12 protein-coding genes are annotated in these 16,702 nt (G+C 64.7%); 6 read left to right on the top strand and 6 right to left on the bottom strand.

What is annotated here, in order from left to right; all coding sequences use genetic code 11:
- Window positions 1-2: 2 nt before the first annotated feature.
- The 3 genes from JF616_17805 to JF616_17795 are packed head-to-tail and all read right to left on the bottom strand — an operon-like array spanning window position 3 to window position 2,738.
- Window positions 3-1,013 (bottom strand): hydroxyacid dehydrogenase, encoded by a 1,011-nt coding sequence (locus tag JF616_17805; GenBank protein ID MBW8889615.1) that lies wholly within the window; start codon window positions 1,011-1,013, stop codon window positions 3-5.
- Window positions 1,014-1,045: 32 nt separating this feature from the next.
- Entirely contained in the window at window positions 1,046-1,795 is a 750-nt protein-coding gene (locus JF616_17800) for a glycosyltransferase family 2 protein (protein ID MBW8889614.1), read from the bottom strand.
- Between the two features lie 13 nt (window positions 1,796-1,808).
- Window positions 1,809-2,738, bottom strand: coding sequence for an NAD(P)H-binding protein (locus JF616_17795; protein MBW8889613.1), 930 nt, complete (start codon window positions 2,736-2,738; stop codon window positions 1,809-1,811).
- 173 nt (window positions 2,739-2,911) lie between these two features.
- On the opposite strand from JF616_17795, the gene JF616_17790 reads away from it, so the two are divergent.
- A complete protein-coding gene (locus JF616_17790; protein MBW8889612.1) occupies window positions 2,912-4,768 on the top strand; it encodes a serine/threonine protein kinase in 1,857 nt (618 codons plus the stop codon).
- Window positions 4,769-4,862: 94 nt separating this feature from the next.
- Window positions 4,863-7,307 carry a penicillin acylase family protein gene (locus JF616_17785; GenBank protein MBW8889611.1) on the top strand — a complete coding sequence of 815 codons (2,445 nt, stop codon included), beginning with the start codon at window positions 4,863-4,865 and terminating at the stop codon, window positions 7,305-7,307.
- Window positions 7,308-7,348: 41 nt separating this feature from the next.
- On the opposite strand, the gene JF616_17780 is transcribed toward JF616_17785, so the two are convergent.
- From JF616_17780 to JF616_17770, 3 genes are all read right to left on the bottom strand, one after another.
- Complete coding sequence (locus JF616_17780) at window positions 7,349-7,495, bottom strand: hypothetical protein (protein MBW8889610.1); 147 nt, start codon at window positions 7,493-7,495, stop codon at window positions 7,349-7,351.
- A gap of 117 nt (window positions 7,496-7,612) precedes the next feature.
- Window positions 7,613-8,866, bottom strand: a complete 1,254-nt coding sequence (locus JF616_17775; GenBank protein ID MBW8889609.1) for a DMT family transporter — start codon at window positions 8,864-8,866, stop codon at window positions 7,613-7,615.
- A gap of 251 nt (window positions 8,867-9,117) precedes the next feature.
- Window positions 9,118-10,866 (bottom strand): hypothetical protein, encoded by a 1,749-nt coding sequence (locus JF616_17770; protein MBW8889608.1) that lies wholly within the window; start codon window positions 10,864-10,866, stop codon window positions 9,118-9,120.
- A 72-nt stretch (window positions 10,867-10,938) separates the two neighbouring features.
- On the opposite strand from JF616_17770, the gene JF616_17765 reads away from it, so the two are divergent.
- The 4 genes from JF616_17765 (at window position 10,939) to JF616_17750 (ending at window position 16,684) form a co-directional block, all read left to right on the top strand.
- On the top strand, window positions 10,939-12,018 hold the full coding sequence (locus JF616_17765; protein MBW8889607.1) for an NAD-dependent epimerase/dehydratase family protein: 1,080 nt from the start codon (window positions 10,939-10,941) through the stop codon (window positions 12,016-12,018).
- Between the two features lie 62 nt (window positions 12,019-12,080).
- On the top strand, window positions 12,081-14,111 hold the full coding sequence (locus tag JF616_17760; protein ID MBW8889606.1) for a hypothetical protein: 2,031 nt from the start codon (window positions 12,081-12,083) through the stop codon (window positions 14,109-14,111).
- Window positions 14,108-14,995 (top strand): hypothetical protein, encoded by an 888-nt coding sequence (locus tag JF616_17755; GenBank protein MBW8889605.1) that lies wholly within the window; start codon window positions 14,108-14,110, stop codon window positions 14,993-14,995. Before JF616_17760 ends, JF616_17755 begins: the two co-directional genes overlap by 4 nt.
- 366 nt (window positions 14,996-15,361) lie before the next feature.
- Window positions 15,362-16,684, top strand: a complete 1,323-nt coding sequence (locus tag JF616_17750; GenBank protein MBW8889604.1) for an SEL1-like repeat protein — start codon at window positions 15,362-15,364, stop codon at window positions 16,682-16,684.
- The last annotated feature ends 18 nt before the right edge of the window (window positions 16,685-16,702 follow it).

Raw genomic sequence — 16,702 nt, 5'->3', positions numbered from 1 at the left:
ACTCACGCCATTTTCGCCAGCATCTCCCGGGTGACCCGAAAACGCAGGGGCCGGCCCGCGCGCCAGGCCCGGAATTCCTCCAGGCAATAGTCGGCCATGCGCACGACCTCGTTGCCGTTGGAGCCCGCGATGTGGGAAGTGAGATTGGCGTTCTCGAGGGCATGCCAGGGCGAATCGGCGGGGGGCGGCTCGGGATCGGTCACATCGAGAAGGGCGGTCAGATCGGGGCGGGCGGCCAGGACGGAAGCCAGGCCGGCTTCGTCCACGGTGGCGCCGCGGCCGGTATTGATGAAGGTAGCTCCCGTCCGCATGGAAGCGAAGAGGGGGCGGGCCAATAGCCCGCGCGTGGCGGGAAGATCGGGAAGGTGGTTGCTGACAACGTAGGCTTTGGCGAAGCATTCCTCCAGGCCGGCCGGGCGCACGCCCAAGATCGCGACGTCGCCCTCGGAGAGGTACGGGTCGTACGCCAGCACGTCCACGCGGAAGGGACGTAACAGGCCCGCTACGGCCTTGCCCACCATGCCGCAGCCCAGCAAGGCGACTGTCTCCCCCATCACGCCGGGTGCATCGGTTTCCAATAGGCGTCCGCGATGGGCGGGCTTGCGGGCCTCGCGCGCGTTGCGGAAATAACCCTTGAGGGAAAGCAGGATCTGGGCCAGGGCGAACTGCGAAACCGGTACGGCATTGGCGGCCCAAGCGCTCACCACCATGATTCCCCGGTCCAATAATGGCTTGGCGAAGGCGCGCACGGATCCCGCGGCGTAGAAGAAGGCTTTCAGGTCGGGCAGGCCGGCCAGCATGCGCGCCAATTCCTCGTTCATGCCCCAGGTCGAAAACGCGACCTGCACGCCGCCCAGGCTTTGCGCCTGGCGCGGGAAATCGGCGGTGGTCACGTACTCGGGGAACAAGAGGGTCTCGGCCGCGAGTTCGGCCTTGCGGCCGCGCCCGTAAACGCGATCGAGTTGCCAAGCGTGGTTACCGCACAAGGCCGCGGGAATGGGGGGAGGTTTCATGGGATATTATCCAGTGGGACCTAAGGTAAGAGTCAAGCCCGGGAAGCGCCGGCGGCTTCGGCGTATTTTCCCAGCCGATACCTGGCCATCACCCTCAGCACGCGGAACCCGTATCGCACCGGATTGAGATACGATTTCTCGCCGGCATAGCGCGTGGGGATGGGCAATTCATCGATGCGCAGTCCCAAGGCCCGCGCCGAAGCGATCACTTCCAGATCGAAATCGAAGTAAAGGCTTAGCCTCTCGAAGGGGATAGAACGCAGGGCCCGCCGGCTGTACATGAGGAAACCGGAATGGTAGTCGCTCAGGTCCAGGCCGAAGCAGCGGTTTTCCATCCAGGTGAGGGTCTTGCCCGCCGCGATCTTATAGCGCGGCATGCCCCCGGCCCGCGCGGTCCCGTCCTTGTGCCGGCTGCCTTGCAGCACGTCCACGCGCTGGCGCCGCATATGGGACAGAAAAAGGACCAATTTTTCGGGTGGATATTGGCCGTCGGCATGCAGGCAGGCGGAATATTCGCAGCCGCTCTCGCGGCAAAACCCCAGCCCGCGGCGCACCGCCATGCCGTAGCCCTGGTTGCGATCGAAATTGTGCAAGCGCAGCTTGGGATAACGGGCGCATAACCGCTCCATCACCGCAGCGGTATCGTCCCTGCTTCCGTCGTTGATCACCGTCACGGTCCCGATATCGGCCCAGAGATCCTTCGGGATCCGATCGATCACCGCGGGCAAGGTCCCGGCGGCATTGTACGCGGGGATGAAAATACCCAAGGCAGGACCCGTCATGTCGTCCTCGAGCTCATTTGGCCCTCGAAGGATCGCGCAGCGAGGCCAGGGTGGCAACTCCCGCGCGGAAAGGGCGCGGCGCATAGCCCAGTTCGGCCCGGGCCTGATCAGGCGGGAAGTCCGCATCCTGGATCAGGCCGGTATAGGTTTGCCAGGTGAAGAAGGGCGGCCGACGCGTCGCAAGCGAAAGCAACCATGCCGAACCCACGGCGGCCAGGCATAACCAGGCTGGCAAGCCGCGCACCGGCTTGGGGCTTCCCATCCGGGCCAAGAGCAGTTCGGCCATCTCGCGCAAGGTCAATGACTCGTCTCCCGAAAACACGTAGGTTTTCCCGTAAGCGACGGCATTGCCGGGAAGGGCCGCGAAGCCGGCGGCGAGATCCTCCACGTGCACGGGATTCTTGCGCGCCCGCCCGCCCGCCGGCAGCCATACCGATCGGCCGCGCCGCACGTGGGCGAGGAAGGCCATGAACTCGGCCGCTCCCCCGTCCTCATATGCCAAGGTGGGGCGCACTATGGTCCAGTCCAGCCGCGAGGCTTTCACGTACGCCTCGCCATGCGCCTTCGAGCGCGCGTAGGCGTTGCCGCGCGGATAGGCGACTGAAATCGAGGAGACGTAGATGAAATGCGAAACGCCAGCGCTCTCGGCCGCGGCGACCAGATTCCGCGTGCCGTAGGCGTTGACCTGACGGAAGACTTCGGGCCGCCCGGGGCTCAAGAGAACGGCGGCCAAATGGAAGACGATGCGGACGCCCGCCAGGGCCCGGCCCAAGGAAGCCAGGTCGGTAATGTCGCCGAAAGCGGCCTCCGCCCCTAGGGCCCGGACCTTCGCGGCGGCGGGATCCCCCGGCAGGCATAGGGCGCGCACCGCATGCCCTTCGGCCATCAGGGCCCGGGTCAGCCGCAGCCCCATGGTTCCCGCGCCACCCGTTACCAGGATCAAATTTCCGCCTGCGCTTTCCGTATTTCCGTCCAAGGATGCAACCTGCCCGGCTCTTTCGTCTTCCCGCGAACCCGCCTTCCCGAGAGAGGCCCGCCGATCCCAAAATAGGAAGTCTACCGAAACAGATGCCCCCGCCCGGCCGGTTCCGGCGGCCGATCCAGGGGTCCGGAAACTTGACTAAGTTTAAGCGGACCATGGATCAGGACCAGGACATAACCACCATGAAGACCCGCGCCTTGGGCAAAGGCGCGACCAAGCCCGGCCAAGCCGAAGTGGGACCGGCCTATCCGGACCGGCTCTTCGCGACCGGGTCCCAGGCCATCCTTCCGATTTCCCCGTCCCAGCAGATCCCCGTCCAGGCCGAACCGGCCACGGGCCAAATGCCCCAGGCGGATCCGTCCCTGTTCGCGGACGGGGTTCCCGTCGATCCATTCTCGGGCGATCCCTTCCTCGGGCGCATGGTGGGCAATTGCAAGATCCTGGAGAAGATCAACGAGGGCGGCAGCGCCCTCATCTACCGCGCGCATAACGTGAACTTCGGGCTGGATCGCGTCATCAAGATCCTGCGGCCCGCCCTGGCCGAGGACGCGGATAATTTCGAACGCTTCAAGCAGGAAGCCCAACTCACCGCCCGACTGGATCATCCCAACATCCTGCGCGTCTTCGATACCGGCGAAATCGCCCGGCAGTTCTATATCGAGATGGAATACGTGGAAGGGCAATCCCTGCGGACCTATCTCGGCAACCACGTGCGCCTCCGGGAAACGGATATCCTGGGGATCGCATCGCAAATCGCCGGCGCTCTTGACTACGCCCATAACGTGCCGATCAAGACCTCGGAGGGCGAGACCATCAAGGGGATCTTGCACCGGGACATCAAGCCCGAGAACATCATGATCACCACCACGGGCACGGTGAAGCTGATGGACTTCGGCGCGGCCAAGCCCATGAGCGTGAATACGCGCACCATGCAGGGCACCGTGGTGGGCACGCCCCATTACATGTCCCCCGAGCAGATCAATGGGGACGCCCTGGACGCGCGCAGCGATTTCTTTTCCCTCGGGGTGCTCCTGTACGAGTTGTGCACCGGGCGCCGGCCCTTCGAGGCCGACAACCTGGCATCCCTGCTGTGGAAGATCGACGATTGCAAATTCGAGCGCGTGCGCAAGCTACGCTCGGCCATCTCCCCGCTGACCGAAGAGCTGGTCGAGAAGCTGCTCTCCAAGGATCCCGATCATCGTCCCGCCACGGCGGCGGAGATCCAGGAGACCTTGCAGATCTCCTTGCGGGCTTTCCGGAGCTGGGGCAGCGGCGGCACGGCCCGCATCCCGTTCTCGTGGAAACGCGCCTACCCCACCGTGGCCCTGTGCGCCTCCCTGGTCGCCCTGGCTTTGTCCGGTTACACCTTCTGGCGCGGCTGGCGGTTCATGCACGGCTTTTCGGCTTCGCCCGAACTCCGCTCCTATTTCTCCACCATCCTGGGCAAGGGCCTGGAAGCGGAGATGGCGAAGGATTACAGCGGGGCCCTCGCCGCCTACGAACTGGTGCCCCCGCCGGACAAGGGCGGCGATCACGACGCCTATCTCGAGGCGCGCCTGCGCAGCGCGGCCATCTACTTCCGGCATAAGGATCAATTGACCAAGGCCCGCTCGGTGCTCGAAGGGCTGCGCCGCGATTACGACGATCCCGCCATCGACGCCTACCTGGGCCAGCTTTATTACGGGCAAGCCTTGTACATGGAAGCGAAGGAACGCCTGGAGGCGTATTTCAATTCCACCAAGACCACGGTGCTGCGCAATTCCAATTGGTTCAATCCGCACGATTTCCAGAAGGACGCGCTGTACGCCTACGCCAATGCGTTGGACGGGCAGTACACCTATATCGAGCAGAAGCCGGAGAACCTCGACGCGGCCGTCTCGGCCTGGGATCGGTTCAGCCGCTTCGCGGATTGCAACGCCGAAGCCGAGGATAAGCGTTGCCGCTTCGCCGAGAAGCGATCGGAAGAGCTCGCGCGCCTCCGCAAGAAATAGATCCGACCTTTCGCAATAGATCCTACCTTTCCACGCCATGATTCCCGGTTCTCCGCGGGCCCCGTCCCCGGGCGCCGGCTGGGTTCGCCCGGCCTTGCGGCTCGGCCTGATGGTCCTGGTTTGCATCCTACTCGACTCCCGCCTCGGCCCCGTGCCCCCCATAGCGCGCTTCTTCAGCCCCTTCGGCGGGTTTTGGCGCAATGCCGAAAGCCTGCGCGCGAGTGATGAGAAATTGAGCCTGCCGGGATTGGCCGAACCGGTCACGGTGGTGTTCGATAAACGCCGGGTGCCGCACATCTTCGCGCAGAACCCGCACGATGCGTTCTTCGCCCAGGGTTTCGTCACCGCCCGAGACCGCCTTTGGCAAATGGAAATCCAGTCGCTGGCCGGCGCGGGACGGTTGGCTGAAGTGCTGGGCCCGAACCTCATCGAGCATGATCGCTTCCAGCGCCGCCTCGGCATCCCGCAGGCGGCCGCGCGATCCCTGGAGGTGATGCTGCGCGACGAAGAGACCGCGACGGCCGTGCGCGCCTATGCCGAAGGCGTCAACGCGTGGATCGCCGGGCTCGACCCCAAGGATTACCCGATCGAGTACAAATTGCTCGACTATGCTCCCGGGAAATGGAGTTCCCTCTACACGGCCTTGATGCTCAAGAACATGCAATGGACCTTGTCGGGCGGCGGCGACGAAGTGCCGATGTCCAATACCCTGGCCCGGATGGGACGGGATTTCACCGCGCGCTTCTTCCCGCTGAGGCATCCGGAAACGCCTCCCGTGATCCCTCCCGGGACGGCATGGGATACCGCCGCGCCGGCGCCGCCACCGGCCCCTGCCGGGCTGGGCGCACGTCCCTTGCCCCCGACCTTACTGCCCTTCGGCGTCGACGGAAAGGATACGGCGTCCCCCTCGGTCCCCGAACGGAGTCCCGATCCGGGCAATGGCAGCAACAATTTCGTGATCTCCAGCGCGCATACCGCCAGCGGCCATCCCCTGCTCGCCAACGATCCCCATCTCGAACTCAGCTTGCCGTCCATCTGGTACGAGATCCAGCTTTCGGCGCCGGGCCTGGGCGTTTACGGAGCCTCGCTTCCGGGCTCGCCCGCCGTCATCATCGGTTTCAACCGGAAGATCGCCTGGGGCGTGACCAACGGCGGGGACGACGTACTGGATTGGTACCGGGTGACGTTCAAGGATGCCTCCCTTTCCGAATACCAGTACGGAGGGAATTGGAAGCCGACCCGCAAGGAGGTGGAAGCCATCAAGGTGCGGGGCGGCGCGACCGTGCTGGATACCATCGTATATACGCATCAGGGGCCGGTGGTGCTGAAGGATCAGGAAAAGCCTTTCACCCGCAATACGCCCGCCCTGCATGCCCTGCATTGGCTGGCCCTGGATCCTTCCAACGAACTGCGCGCCTTCATCGACATCATGCGGGCGAGGGACTATGCCGATTTCGCGGCGGCCTTGGACCCCTACCATTGCCCGTCCCAGAACTTCGCCTTCGCGTCGGTGGACGGGGACATCGCCCTTTTCCATCATGGCCTCTTCCCGCGCAAATGGAAAGGCCAAGGGCGATTCACCTTGGACGGATCGCAGCCGGGCAACGATTGGTCGGGTTGGCTGCCCCGCAGGTACGAACCGGCCGCGCGCAACCCGGCCCAAGGCTGGCTGGCTTCGGCGAACCAGAGTCCCGCCGATTCCACCTACCCTTTCTACCTGGGCGCCGGCTATCTCGACGGCCCCCGGGCCCGCCGCGTGGCCGCCTTGGCGGCCGAGGCTGAGTCCCTCACCGTCGGCGGGGCCTTCGCCATGTTGCAGGATGAGTACGATCTCACCGCGGCGGACCTGGTTCCCGCCCTGCTTCCCCGCATCGCCCGGGCTCCGCTCTCCCGTGAGGATTCCACCGCCCGTCAATCCCTCGCGGCCTGGGATTTCCGGCATCGGCCGGAAAGCCGGCCGGCCGCCGTTTTCGATCAATGGTGGCGGTTGCTGTATAAGGCGATCTGGTCGGATGAATTCGGGGGCGACTCGGCCCATTATCAATGGCCGTCCAAGGATCGCACCCGCAGGTTGATCCTCGAGGAACCGGACGCGGAATGGTTCGATGACATCACCACCCCGGCCCATGAAACCTTATCTTCCCTGGCCCTCCGCACCTTCCGCGACGCATGCGCATCCCTGCGCAACCGGCCCGGCGGGCCGCCGGATTGGGCCGCCTACCGGCCCGTGGAGATCAACCATCTGGCGCATATCGCCCCCTTCGGGGCCCTGGGAATACGTGCGGGAGGCTGCGCCGATTGCGTCAACTCGTTGAAGGGCGTGCATGGCCCTTCTTGGCGGATGGTGGTGGACCTCTCGGGGCAACCCACCGGTTACGGCATCTATCCCGGCGGGCAATCGGGCAATCCCGGCTCCCCCCATTACGCCGAGTTCGTGGCGGATTGGGCCACGGGTAGGCATTATCCCTTATCCTTCTTTTCCGATCCCGGCGTCGCCGGGCAGGAAGCCGATTATCGCTTGCAATTGAGGGGGCGCTGAGTGGCGGGTTTGCTCCTGTTCGGCGTTTGTTGGCTGGGTGGCTACATCTTTCCTTGGTGGTGGCCGGCCTTGGCGGCGTGCGCCATCGGGGCCTGGCTGCCGCGCCGCGCGGGCATCGCCGCGCTATCCGGCTTTCTGGGAGCGGCGGCGGCCTGGGCCGGCTCGGCGGCCTGGCAGGACTTCCGCAACCACCACATCCTCTCCCATCGCGTCGCTCCCCTCTTCCACTTGCCCGGGCCGCTGGGGGCGATCGCCGCCACCGGCGCGGTGGCCGGCCTCATGGGCGCGGTAGGGGCTTGGGCCGGCTATGCGCTGCGCGAATGGCTGTTGCCTCGGCCCCAAACCATAGAGCCTCCGCCTTTCGTCGACGCCAGAAAGGCGGCTGCCGACGCGGCCGGATCGGAAAGCTCCGGAGGAACGGGGACGGCCCGCGCCGAATCCGAAATCCCCATGGCCGAAGCCCGCCGACCCGGCGCCGATGCCGGAGTTCCCCGCGCCGTGGAAGACGCGAACTTGCCGCCGCCTGTCGCCGATCCGGACGCGCCTTTGGCCGGCGCCGGCGGCGAGGAAGGTCCTTGACCCCCGCCTTTCCCCCCGGCGGACAGGCGTAACGCCCCCGCTACCACCAGCGCCAGCCCCACGATCTGCGGCCATCCGGCCTTCTCCCCCAGCAGCCAGGACGACAGCACCAGGGTCGAAACGGGTCCCACCGTGCCCGCCACCGATGTCGGTCCCGATCCCGCCAGCTTTATGGCGTAGGATGTCAGATAGGTCGGGGCCACGTTGCAGAACACCGCCGTGAAGGCGGCGATCCACAACACCGGGCGCGGCTGCGCCAAGGCCGAGAGCGGATAGCAAATCAGGAAGTGGACGAAGTAGCCGGCGAAGGAGAAGAGCATGCAACCGGCGGCGAAAAAACGCGGGCCGTACCGGTGCACCAGCTTTCCTTGGAAGACCATGAAAAGGGCATAGCAGATCGCGCTCCCGAAAACCAGGCATCCGCCATAAAAGGACCGGCTCCCGCCCATTTTCGCTTCCCCCCCGAAGGAAACGGCTATCCCCAGGTAGGACAAGGCCAAAGGCGCGTAGAGGGCCCGCGGAATGGCTTTGCGGAAAATGAAGGCCGAGAACAGGATCACGAGAGTGGGATACACGTACAGGATCAGCCTTTCCGTGCCCGCCGATACGTATTGCAACCCCAGCATATCCAACAGGCTCGCCACGTAGAAGCCGGTCAAGCCCAGCACCGCCAGGATCAGGACATCCTTGGCCGCGAAGGTTGGGGCCGCGACAGGCCGCTTGCCCTCGAAGGGGGCGGCGGGGCTCCGTGCGGCGGCGCGCCGGGCGATGAAGTTGGCGGCGAAGCGCCGGGCGACGAAGGGCCAGACGAAGAACGGCAGGGAGAACAACGCCCGCAGGGTTTGCAGCACCACGGGCGGCGTTCCATAACGGAAGCACAGCTTGTGGAAAACGGATTTCGCCGAGAAGAGCGCCGATGCCGTTACCGCCACCGCCAATCCCTTCCGGATGTTCTTATTCAAATCGGGCCGCGAGGCCATATTTGCCTTTCTCCCGGAAATCGCCCAAACGCAAAAAACCCGCTCTGGGAGGAGCGGGCTTATCTGGACGGTCCGGTCGTTTGTTTAGACGATCAGCCGCTGTGCCCGCTCCCCGCGCCCCAAATACGCTTAACCTGCCAGCGTTTGGCGCAGGCTAGGGACCAAGAAATGGTCATTTGGGCTCGGGTGGACGGGTGCGACATGTTCCCAAGTATATCCATTCGCGCTCGATTGTCAAGGGAGGACATGGCTCAAAATCTTGGGGGGGATGCGAGGGTGCCGTCGAGATCGGACGCCGCGCGTTCCTTCCCGGCCGCGCGCAAAAAGGCTTCGGCGTACACGGTCGCCAAGCCCAGCAGTCGCGGGTTGGCGGCGAACCGCGTCCGCAATGCGACGGCGAGCGGATGGTCCGGCAGTAACGAATCCAAGGCCATGCCGCCGGCCCGGAGCGCGGGATCGGCAAGCAGGGCCGAGGCCCCATCGCAATAGATCAGATCCCAACCGGAGCGCAACAGGAAGGCCGCCAGGGGCAGGAAACGGGCGTCCTCGGCGATGGGGAGCAAGGCATGGGTGAACCCGTAACGCGCGCGGTACTCCGGGAACTTTTCCGGATCATCCGCGGCGGCGAGGAAGTCCCGGTAGAAATCCGCCGAGCGCAGGATCATGCGCCCGTCCACGAAGGCGGGCTCGGGGTAGAGGCGGTATTCGAGGTAGCCGCCGAAGCGCAGCTCATTGAGGATGGGTCCCGGAAGCGGATGCGCCGCCAGCAGGTCCACGGCCGCCGAAGGAACGCGGAATGGTGTAACCAATGAACCTGGTAATTCATAGGCCCAGGCCGCCCGCAAGCGGGGCCCGAAGGCCACGGCCACGGCCAGCAGGGCCGCCGCGCCCGCCCAAGCCAAACGCCGCCGCCTACCGGCTTTGCCGGCCTCCGGATCGCAGTCCTTTTCCCTTAAGGAAACGTCCAGGTTACGTCCGGACGCCATCAGCCCGGCCAGGAAGGCCAAGGGCAGGTTCCGCTGCGCCATAAGACCCAAGCCCCCGAAAGCCGCCCAGAGAAACAAGGTTCCCGCCGAAAGCCGGATCCCGAGGAAGGTCCAAGTCACGACGGCGGCCCAAGCCAGGCAAGCCGTCGCCAGGGCGGGGTCGGTATGGAACAAGCTCGGGAAGGGCAGGTTCTCGGCGATCTCCCGGGAGAAGATGTTGGAAGCCTCGGGCGTGATGCGCGCGAAGAGGGCCAGAGGCAAACGGAATCCGTCCCAGCCATAGGGCGTTGCGAATCCGGACGCGAGCATGAGGACCAATGCCCATGCCAAAGGCCGCAAGGGAACCAGCCCGGCTCCGTCACTGCCCGCGCCCCTTCCTCCCGGCCGGAAGTCGTCCGGAAAAGCCGGCGCGATTCGCGCGCTGCGGCGCGCCAGGAATTCGCCGGACAACAAGCATCCCACCAGGATCAATCCCAACGGGTAAAGGCCCTGCACATTGGCCATGGCGATCTGAACCGGGATCAAGACCAGGTAAGGGCGCCGCCAACGACCGCGCAAATAGGCCATCACCACGGCGTATTGGATTCCAAGACCCAAGAGGGTGATAGCCAACGGACGCACGTCCAGGTAGAAGCGGACCAGATAGGCTCCCGCGGCGGCCAGGGGCAATAGCCAGGGCCAGGTACGGCGATCGAGATGGGGCCGCAGAACGAAAGCGACGGCCCCGATCACCGCCAGGCATTTCCCGGCGATCAAAGCGAAGGCCCCGCCCGCCTTCCAAAGCGCGGAGGCGAGAACCTGGAATCCCCAATGCAAATCCGTCCAAGGCGCGCCTAAGGAGGATTGGCTGAAAGGATCGCTCCTCAAGAAAGCCTTGTGGGCCCACATCCATTTGGCCGCCGCCAGATGCCACCAGATATCCGTATCGGTCAGGGGGAACCATAAGCAGGCGCCGATCCAGACGGCGGCGGCGGCGCATGCGAGATAAAGCGGAAGGGACGCCCGGGAATGCATGGCCCAAAGGTAGGAAGGTCGTCGGCTCCGGATTCCCGACGGCGGCGATCACCTTTGCTAGTTTGTGGACCCATGGCCAAGATCGCCCTGTTGGGTTGCGGCGGCTTCATCGGCAGCCATTGTCTGGACGCCTTTCTGGCCGATCCCTCCATCCAGGTGGAGGGCTGGGATTGGTCCTCCGCCAAAATCGCGAACCATCTGGGACGCCCCAATTTCCGCTTCCATGCCGGGGATATCTATGCCCAGGCCGACTTGACCGAGCGTTTCGCCGCTTGCGACGTGGTGATCTCCCTGGCGGCCATCTGCAATCCTTCCCAATACAATACCCGAGGCGTGGATGTCATCGAAAGCAATTTCATCCAGGCGCGCAGGATCGCCGACTTCTGCGCCGAAGCCGGACGCTGGCTGATCCAGTTCTCCACCAGCGAAGTGTACGGCCAAACCTTGGCGCATTGGACCGGCGCCGGTGAAAGCCGCCCCGACTTGTATGAAATGGACGAGGAGGAAACGCCTTTGCTCCTCGGCCCGATTTCCAGCCAACGCTGGAGCTACGCCTGCGCCAAGCAATTGCTGGAACGCTACGTCTACGCCCTGCATAAGGAGCGGGGCCTTCAGTTCACCCTGGTGCGGCCCTTCAATTTCCTGGGCCCACGCATGGATTTCCTGCCCGGCCGGGAGGGCGAAGGCTTGCCTAGGGTGCTGGCCTGCTTCACGGCGGCCCTGCTCGATCGCCGCCCCCTGCCCCTGGTCGACGGTGGAACGGCCCGCCGCACCTTCTTGGCCGTGGAAGAAGCCGTCCAGGCGTTGGGCCGCATGCTGGAGCGCCCCGCGGCCGCGAAGAACCGCATATTCAATCTGGGCAACCCCGCCAATGAGACCACCATCCGCGGGCTGGCGGAATCGATGCGAGAGGCGGCCGCGTCGGTCACCGGCGATCGCGGCTACCTTTCCCTCCCCCTCGAAAGCGTTTCGGCGGAAACCTTCTACGGGGAGGGCTACGCCGATTCCGATCGCCGCATGCCGCGCATCGAACGGGCCAGGGACTTGTTAGGCTGGGAACCCCGGGAAGGCCTGCCCGGCATCCTGCGCCGTACCCTGGAACATGCTTTCTCGATTCATGCTCCCCGCACGGCCCCGGCCGCCCGGACCTGATTCCTATATTTTCCCGCTTGCACGCGAGGCCGGGCGGATCGCCGGGCCTCCGGGAGGGCCGAATGCCGATCATCCGTAACTGTAACGTTACCCGTACCGCATCCGTTACCTTGTCCGCGGCCCTGGCCCTGGCGCTTTCCGCCTGCCAGGTCGAAGAAAAGGGGACGGCCGAGCCGGCCGTCGTGACCGTCAATCCCAATTACAACCGCATCCGCTCGCACGCCCTGGTCCGCCGCGTGCGCGTGCCCACCGAGGCCGAGCTGGACTTCGCCGCCTATTCCAAGAACGTCATGCTCGCCGATCCGGAATGGAAGGCGGTCCATCCCCCCAAGAAGATCGGGTTGACCGACGTATCCTTCAACGGCCTGATCCAGGACGTGAAACCGATGCTCGATTTCGCGCCCCTCACCAGCGCCGAAAAGGCCCGGCCCATGGCCTGGACGCCGGTCCTAGAGCATTTGCTCAAGTGGAATTTCGAGAAGGCCTCCGGCCTGGCCAACGCGTACGCCAACGTAACGGGAGAGAAGTGGGGCGACTCCACCGACATTTCCCAGCCCTACCAGGAGTTCGCGACCTTATACCTGCACGCCAACGGGAACGTGAAGGAAGTCTGGGTGGAATTGGAATTCAAGCCTTGGCTCGGTTCCTTCCTGAACGAAATCCCGGACGATGATCATGACGGCTATCCCTCGGTGGTGGGCCGCCTCGATCCCAAGGTCTTCACCGACGCCATGACGTCGGAGATCGCCGGTGATTACGCGACCAAGGTTTTGGGTGAGCCCCAGGTCATCGATTGGGCCCGCAGCCTGGCCTCGCGCTGGTACCCGTCCTACAATACCGATCTCCTCCCTCTCAAGGCCGGATCGGCCTGGCCCTACGAGGACAGCCCCGAAGGCGCCAAGAAGGAATTGGCCGGCAACTGGGTGGCCAATCCCCTTTTCATTTTGCAGGGGCATCCCTTCGCCGATACGCTTTTCAATGCCTTCGTGGTTGACGGGATGGGCGGAACCAAGACGCCTTTACAGCAGCGTAAGGAAGGCAAGCCGGTGGCCCGCGGCCTGGACAAGGGGCTGAACGGGAGGCTGGATGCCATCGCCGCCAAGCTCGATGCCGAGAAGAAAAATTACGGCCAAGGCGATTGGTCCAAATGGGCCGGGCGCTTAGGGCTATTCCATCGCGATCTGAAAGCCTTCGCCGCCCAAGAGCCGGACGCCGTGTTGGGGCTGATGGCCAAGGACAATTTCCTGGTCTTCCGCCGCGAGGTCGATTATCTGCTTGCCCCCGATTGGAGCGCGCCCGGGGCGCCCGCCAGCCCGGTGCCGGCCATCACTGCCTTCAAGGACGAACTGGCGGCCAAGGGCATCGACTTCCTCTTCGTGCCCATCCCCACCAAGTTGGATCTTTATCCCGAGTATCTGGCATCGGGCACCGATACCCTTCCCGGCCATATCGCCCAGCCCCTGGGACGCAAGCTGATGCGGGATTTGGCCGAGGCCCGCGTCGAGACCCTCGATCTGCTCGATCCTTATCTTCAGATCAAGGCCGCCAGCGAGGACGGCAAACGGGCCTTGTACCAACGCCAGGATACGCATTGGACCACGGTGGGCCTGGAGGCCGCCGCGCAATTGGTAGCCGAGCGGATCCGCCAGTATTCTTGGTATGATACGGTTTATGCCGACAAGAAAAGCTACAAGCTGAAGGACACCACCTTCGAGAACCTGGGCGATATCCAGGCGCGCCTGCCGGACGCGAAGAAGGGCCAGGTCGCTCCCGAATCCGTGCTGGGACGCCAGGTCATCGATAATGCCGGCAACCTTTACGAGGATTCCGATTCCTCGGCGGTGCTGGTGTTGGGCGACAGCTACACGGGCGTATTCCAGACCGTGGGCTGCCGACATGCCGGCGTCACCGCCCATCTGGCCAAGGAATTGGGCGGGCCGGTGGACCTGATCATGGGCTGGGGCGGCGGGCCGGAAGCCCCCGGCAAGCTCAAGAAGCGCGGGGACGGGTACCTCGATCATAAGCGCCTCGTGGTATGGATGATGTCCTCGCGCGACCTGTTCGTGTATCCCGGAGGCTGGGCCGCGAAGTGAATCGACTTCCGCGGACGTCCCTCGGCGTCGCCGGCCTGGCCTTCGCCCTGGTCGCATGCCACCTGGAAAAGCCGGACCCGGCCTCCCAGGCGGCCGCCATCCTGCGCAAGCATCCCTCGGATTTCCAGGATCAGCTTGTCGCCCTCGATGCCTTGGCCCAACGCGAAGTCGCCGAACTCGAACCCGGTGCCATGCCCGCATCGCGTCCCGTCATGGCCGAAAGCCTGTACGTCTACTGTACCCGCCTCAGGCCCATGCTGGCCTCCGCGGCGACCGACCGGGATCGCGTGGCTAGGCTCAATGCCTTCTTCTTCGATTCCCTGGGACTGGCGGCCCTCGATGCCGACACCACCTTGGCGGCCTCCGTGCCCAGCCTGGCCCTGGCGCATCGCCGTGGCTCTTGCGTCGCCCTGGTTCTCCTGTACCTGGCTGTCGGCAGGTCGCTGGATTTGCCCCTCTTCCCCATTTTCCTGCCCGGGCACATAGCCCTGCGCTTGCGGGGAAGCGCGGGGGAAAGCTTCTACGTGGAGACCTTGCGGCGCGGGATCGCCCGCAGCGATTCCTTCTACCGGGAGACGTTCGCCCTGGCCAAAAGGCCCTGGTATTCCTTGGCCGAAGCGCGACCGGAACAGGCTTTATCGGCCTTGCTTTTCAATATGGCCAATGCGCGCCGGGCCCGGGCGGAATGGGCGCTCGCCGCAGGGGAATACCAACTCGTTGCCGAGGCCTTGCCGGGCTTCCCCGAGGCGATCGGCAATCGCGGCCTTTGTTCCTTACGCCTTGGCGACCGGGACGCGGCCCAGCGGGACTTCCAAGAAGCCTATGCCGCGGACTCCCTGTCCCCGGCCCGCTCCAACCTGGAGGCCATGGGCCTTTCCCGCTGATCGGGTCCATGGGTTTTTTGGGTCCTACCGGGGTCTCACCTCCGTTACCCCGGACCCCCGCGACTCAGCCTTGGACGCGCGGCGCCCCATGGCGACCCCGGCCGCGGGCTGGGCGTGGCTGTGGGCCGGCGCGGGACCATTTCATAGATTGGGTTACCGGCCGGGACAAGCCGTCGAAGGCATGCGGGAGGATTTTTCCCGATTGACCTCGCTCGGGGCCGGAAGTAGATTTCGAAGTGTTCCAACAAGGAACGGTTTCATCCCTCCCGCCCCGATCCCTCGGGACGGCGCGGGCCGGCGCCGGCATCCTTCCCACGCATCGGCGTCCTGCCACTAGCGGGACTTCACGGAAAATCAGGGGATCCCATGGATAAGTCCCTCCACGTATTCGTCTGCAGCACGTATCGCGATTTGGTGAGCGAGAGGAACGCCGTACTCGACGGCCTCGAAGGCCTCACCGATCAGTTCGCGTCGTTAACCTTTTATTGTCCGCGTTCCATCCAGTCCCTGGATGTCGCCAAGGATGAAATCAGCCGCAGCGACGTCCTGATCCTGATCATGGGCCATCTGCATGGCGTCATCGCCCCGGGGCTGGATACGCCGCATGCGGAAGCTGAATACGCCGAAGGTGTCGCTTCCGGGAAAAGGATACTTGTCTACCTCCGCGATCCCGATTCGGGAATGCACCCGGCCCATTTCGAAAGGGATCCCGCCCGCGCCGCGCAACTGAAAGCCTTCCGGGACAAGATCGAAGCCACCCACGGGGCCAAGGTATTCGACGACATCTACTCCCTCGTCTCCATGGTCACCCATGATTTGTGGCGGTTGGCGCAGGACTCCGGCCTCAAGCCCAAGTCCGGGCCCAAGACCGTGAAGTTCAAGGCGAAGGCCTCGGAAACGCGCAAGATACCCATGGGCGTTTCCCTGCTGCCGCAATCCCAAACCCCGGACGGTCGCGCGAGCGCGACGACCACCATTCCTATCCTGCAAAAGGCCCTGGCCACCCCCTTCCGCCGCCGCAACCGGAGCGGCGGACGTTTGCCGCGGGTCCTCTCCTTCGGCGCGGTGGGACTGGCGCTCTTGGCCCTTGCCGCGGTCAAACTCAAAGGCACTCCCATCCTGAGGTCCGTCCCCTATCGCGCCGAGAACGCCGAAGGCCAATCTTCGCAAGCCCTTGCGGCACAGCCTTCTGCCGAAGCTCCCGTAGGCGCCATGGCCGCGGCGCCGAAACCGGAGGCCCCGCCCAAGCCTTCGGGTATCGTGGCGGTTACCGATGACGAGGACCCCACCAAAGCCTTCCTGCGCAAGGCCACCCAAGGCTCGGCGGCGGATCAGTATAAGGCCGGAGAGATGTACGAGAACGGGAAAGACGTGCATCGCAACGATTCCATCGCCCTTAAGTGGTACAAGCGGGCGGCCGACCAGGGCATGGCCGAAGCGCAATACAAGGTCGGGATGATGTATCGCTGGGGCAAAGGCACCAAGAAAAGTTCCTACGCCGCCGCCCATTGGATCCAATCCGCCGCGGAGCAAGGCCATCCCCGCGCCCAGGTCGCCCTGGGGCAGATGTATAAGACCGGAAAAGGCGTCCCCAAGGACGAGACGGCCGCTTTCAAATGGTTCCTGAAGGCGGCCGATCAGAAAGATCCGGAAGCCGAAAAGATCCTCGCCGACCTGAAGCGGAACTGACTGCGCCGGGCCGCCGGG

The sequence above is a fragment of the Fibrobacterota bacterium genome (genome assembly GCA_019509785.1).
GTDB lineage: Bacteria > Fibrobacterota > Fibrobacteria > UBA11236 > UBA11236 > Chersky-265.
The sequence above is the reverse complement of the archived record's forward strand: the minus strand, read 5'-3'. Positions and strand labels throughout refer to the sequence as shown.

Coding starts and splice junctions, on each gene's coding strand:
- JF616_17805 (MBW8889615.1), bottom strand. CDS start 1,013: ATGAAACCTCCCCCCATTCCCGCGGCCTTGTGCGGTAACCACGCTTGG.
- JF616_17800 (MBW8889614.1), bottom strand. CDS start 1,795: ATGACGGGTCCTGCCTTGGGTATTTTCATCCCCGCGTACAATGCCGCC.
- JF616_17775 (MBW8889609.1), bottom strand. CDS start 8,866: ATGGCCTCGCGGCCCGATTTGAATAAGAACATCCGGAAGGGATTGGCG.
- JF616_17770 (MBW8889608.1), bottom strand. CDS start 10,866: ATGCATTCCCGGGCGTCCCTTCCGCTTTATCTCGCATGCGCCGCCGCC.
- JF616_17765 (MBW8889607.1), top strand. CDS start 10,939: ATGGCCAAGATCGCCCTGTTGGGTTGCGGCGGCTTCATCGGCAGCCAT.
- JF616_17760 (MBW8889606.1), top strand. CDS start 12,081: ATGCCGATCATCCGTAACTGTAACGTTACCCGTACCGCATCCGTTACC.
- JF616_17750 (MBW8889604.1), top strand. CDS start 15,362: ATGGATAAGTCCCTCCACGTATTCGTCTGCAGCACGTATCGCGATTTG.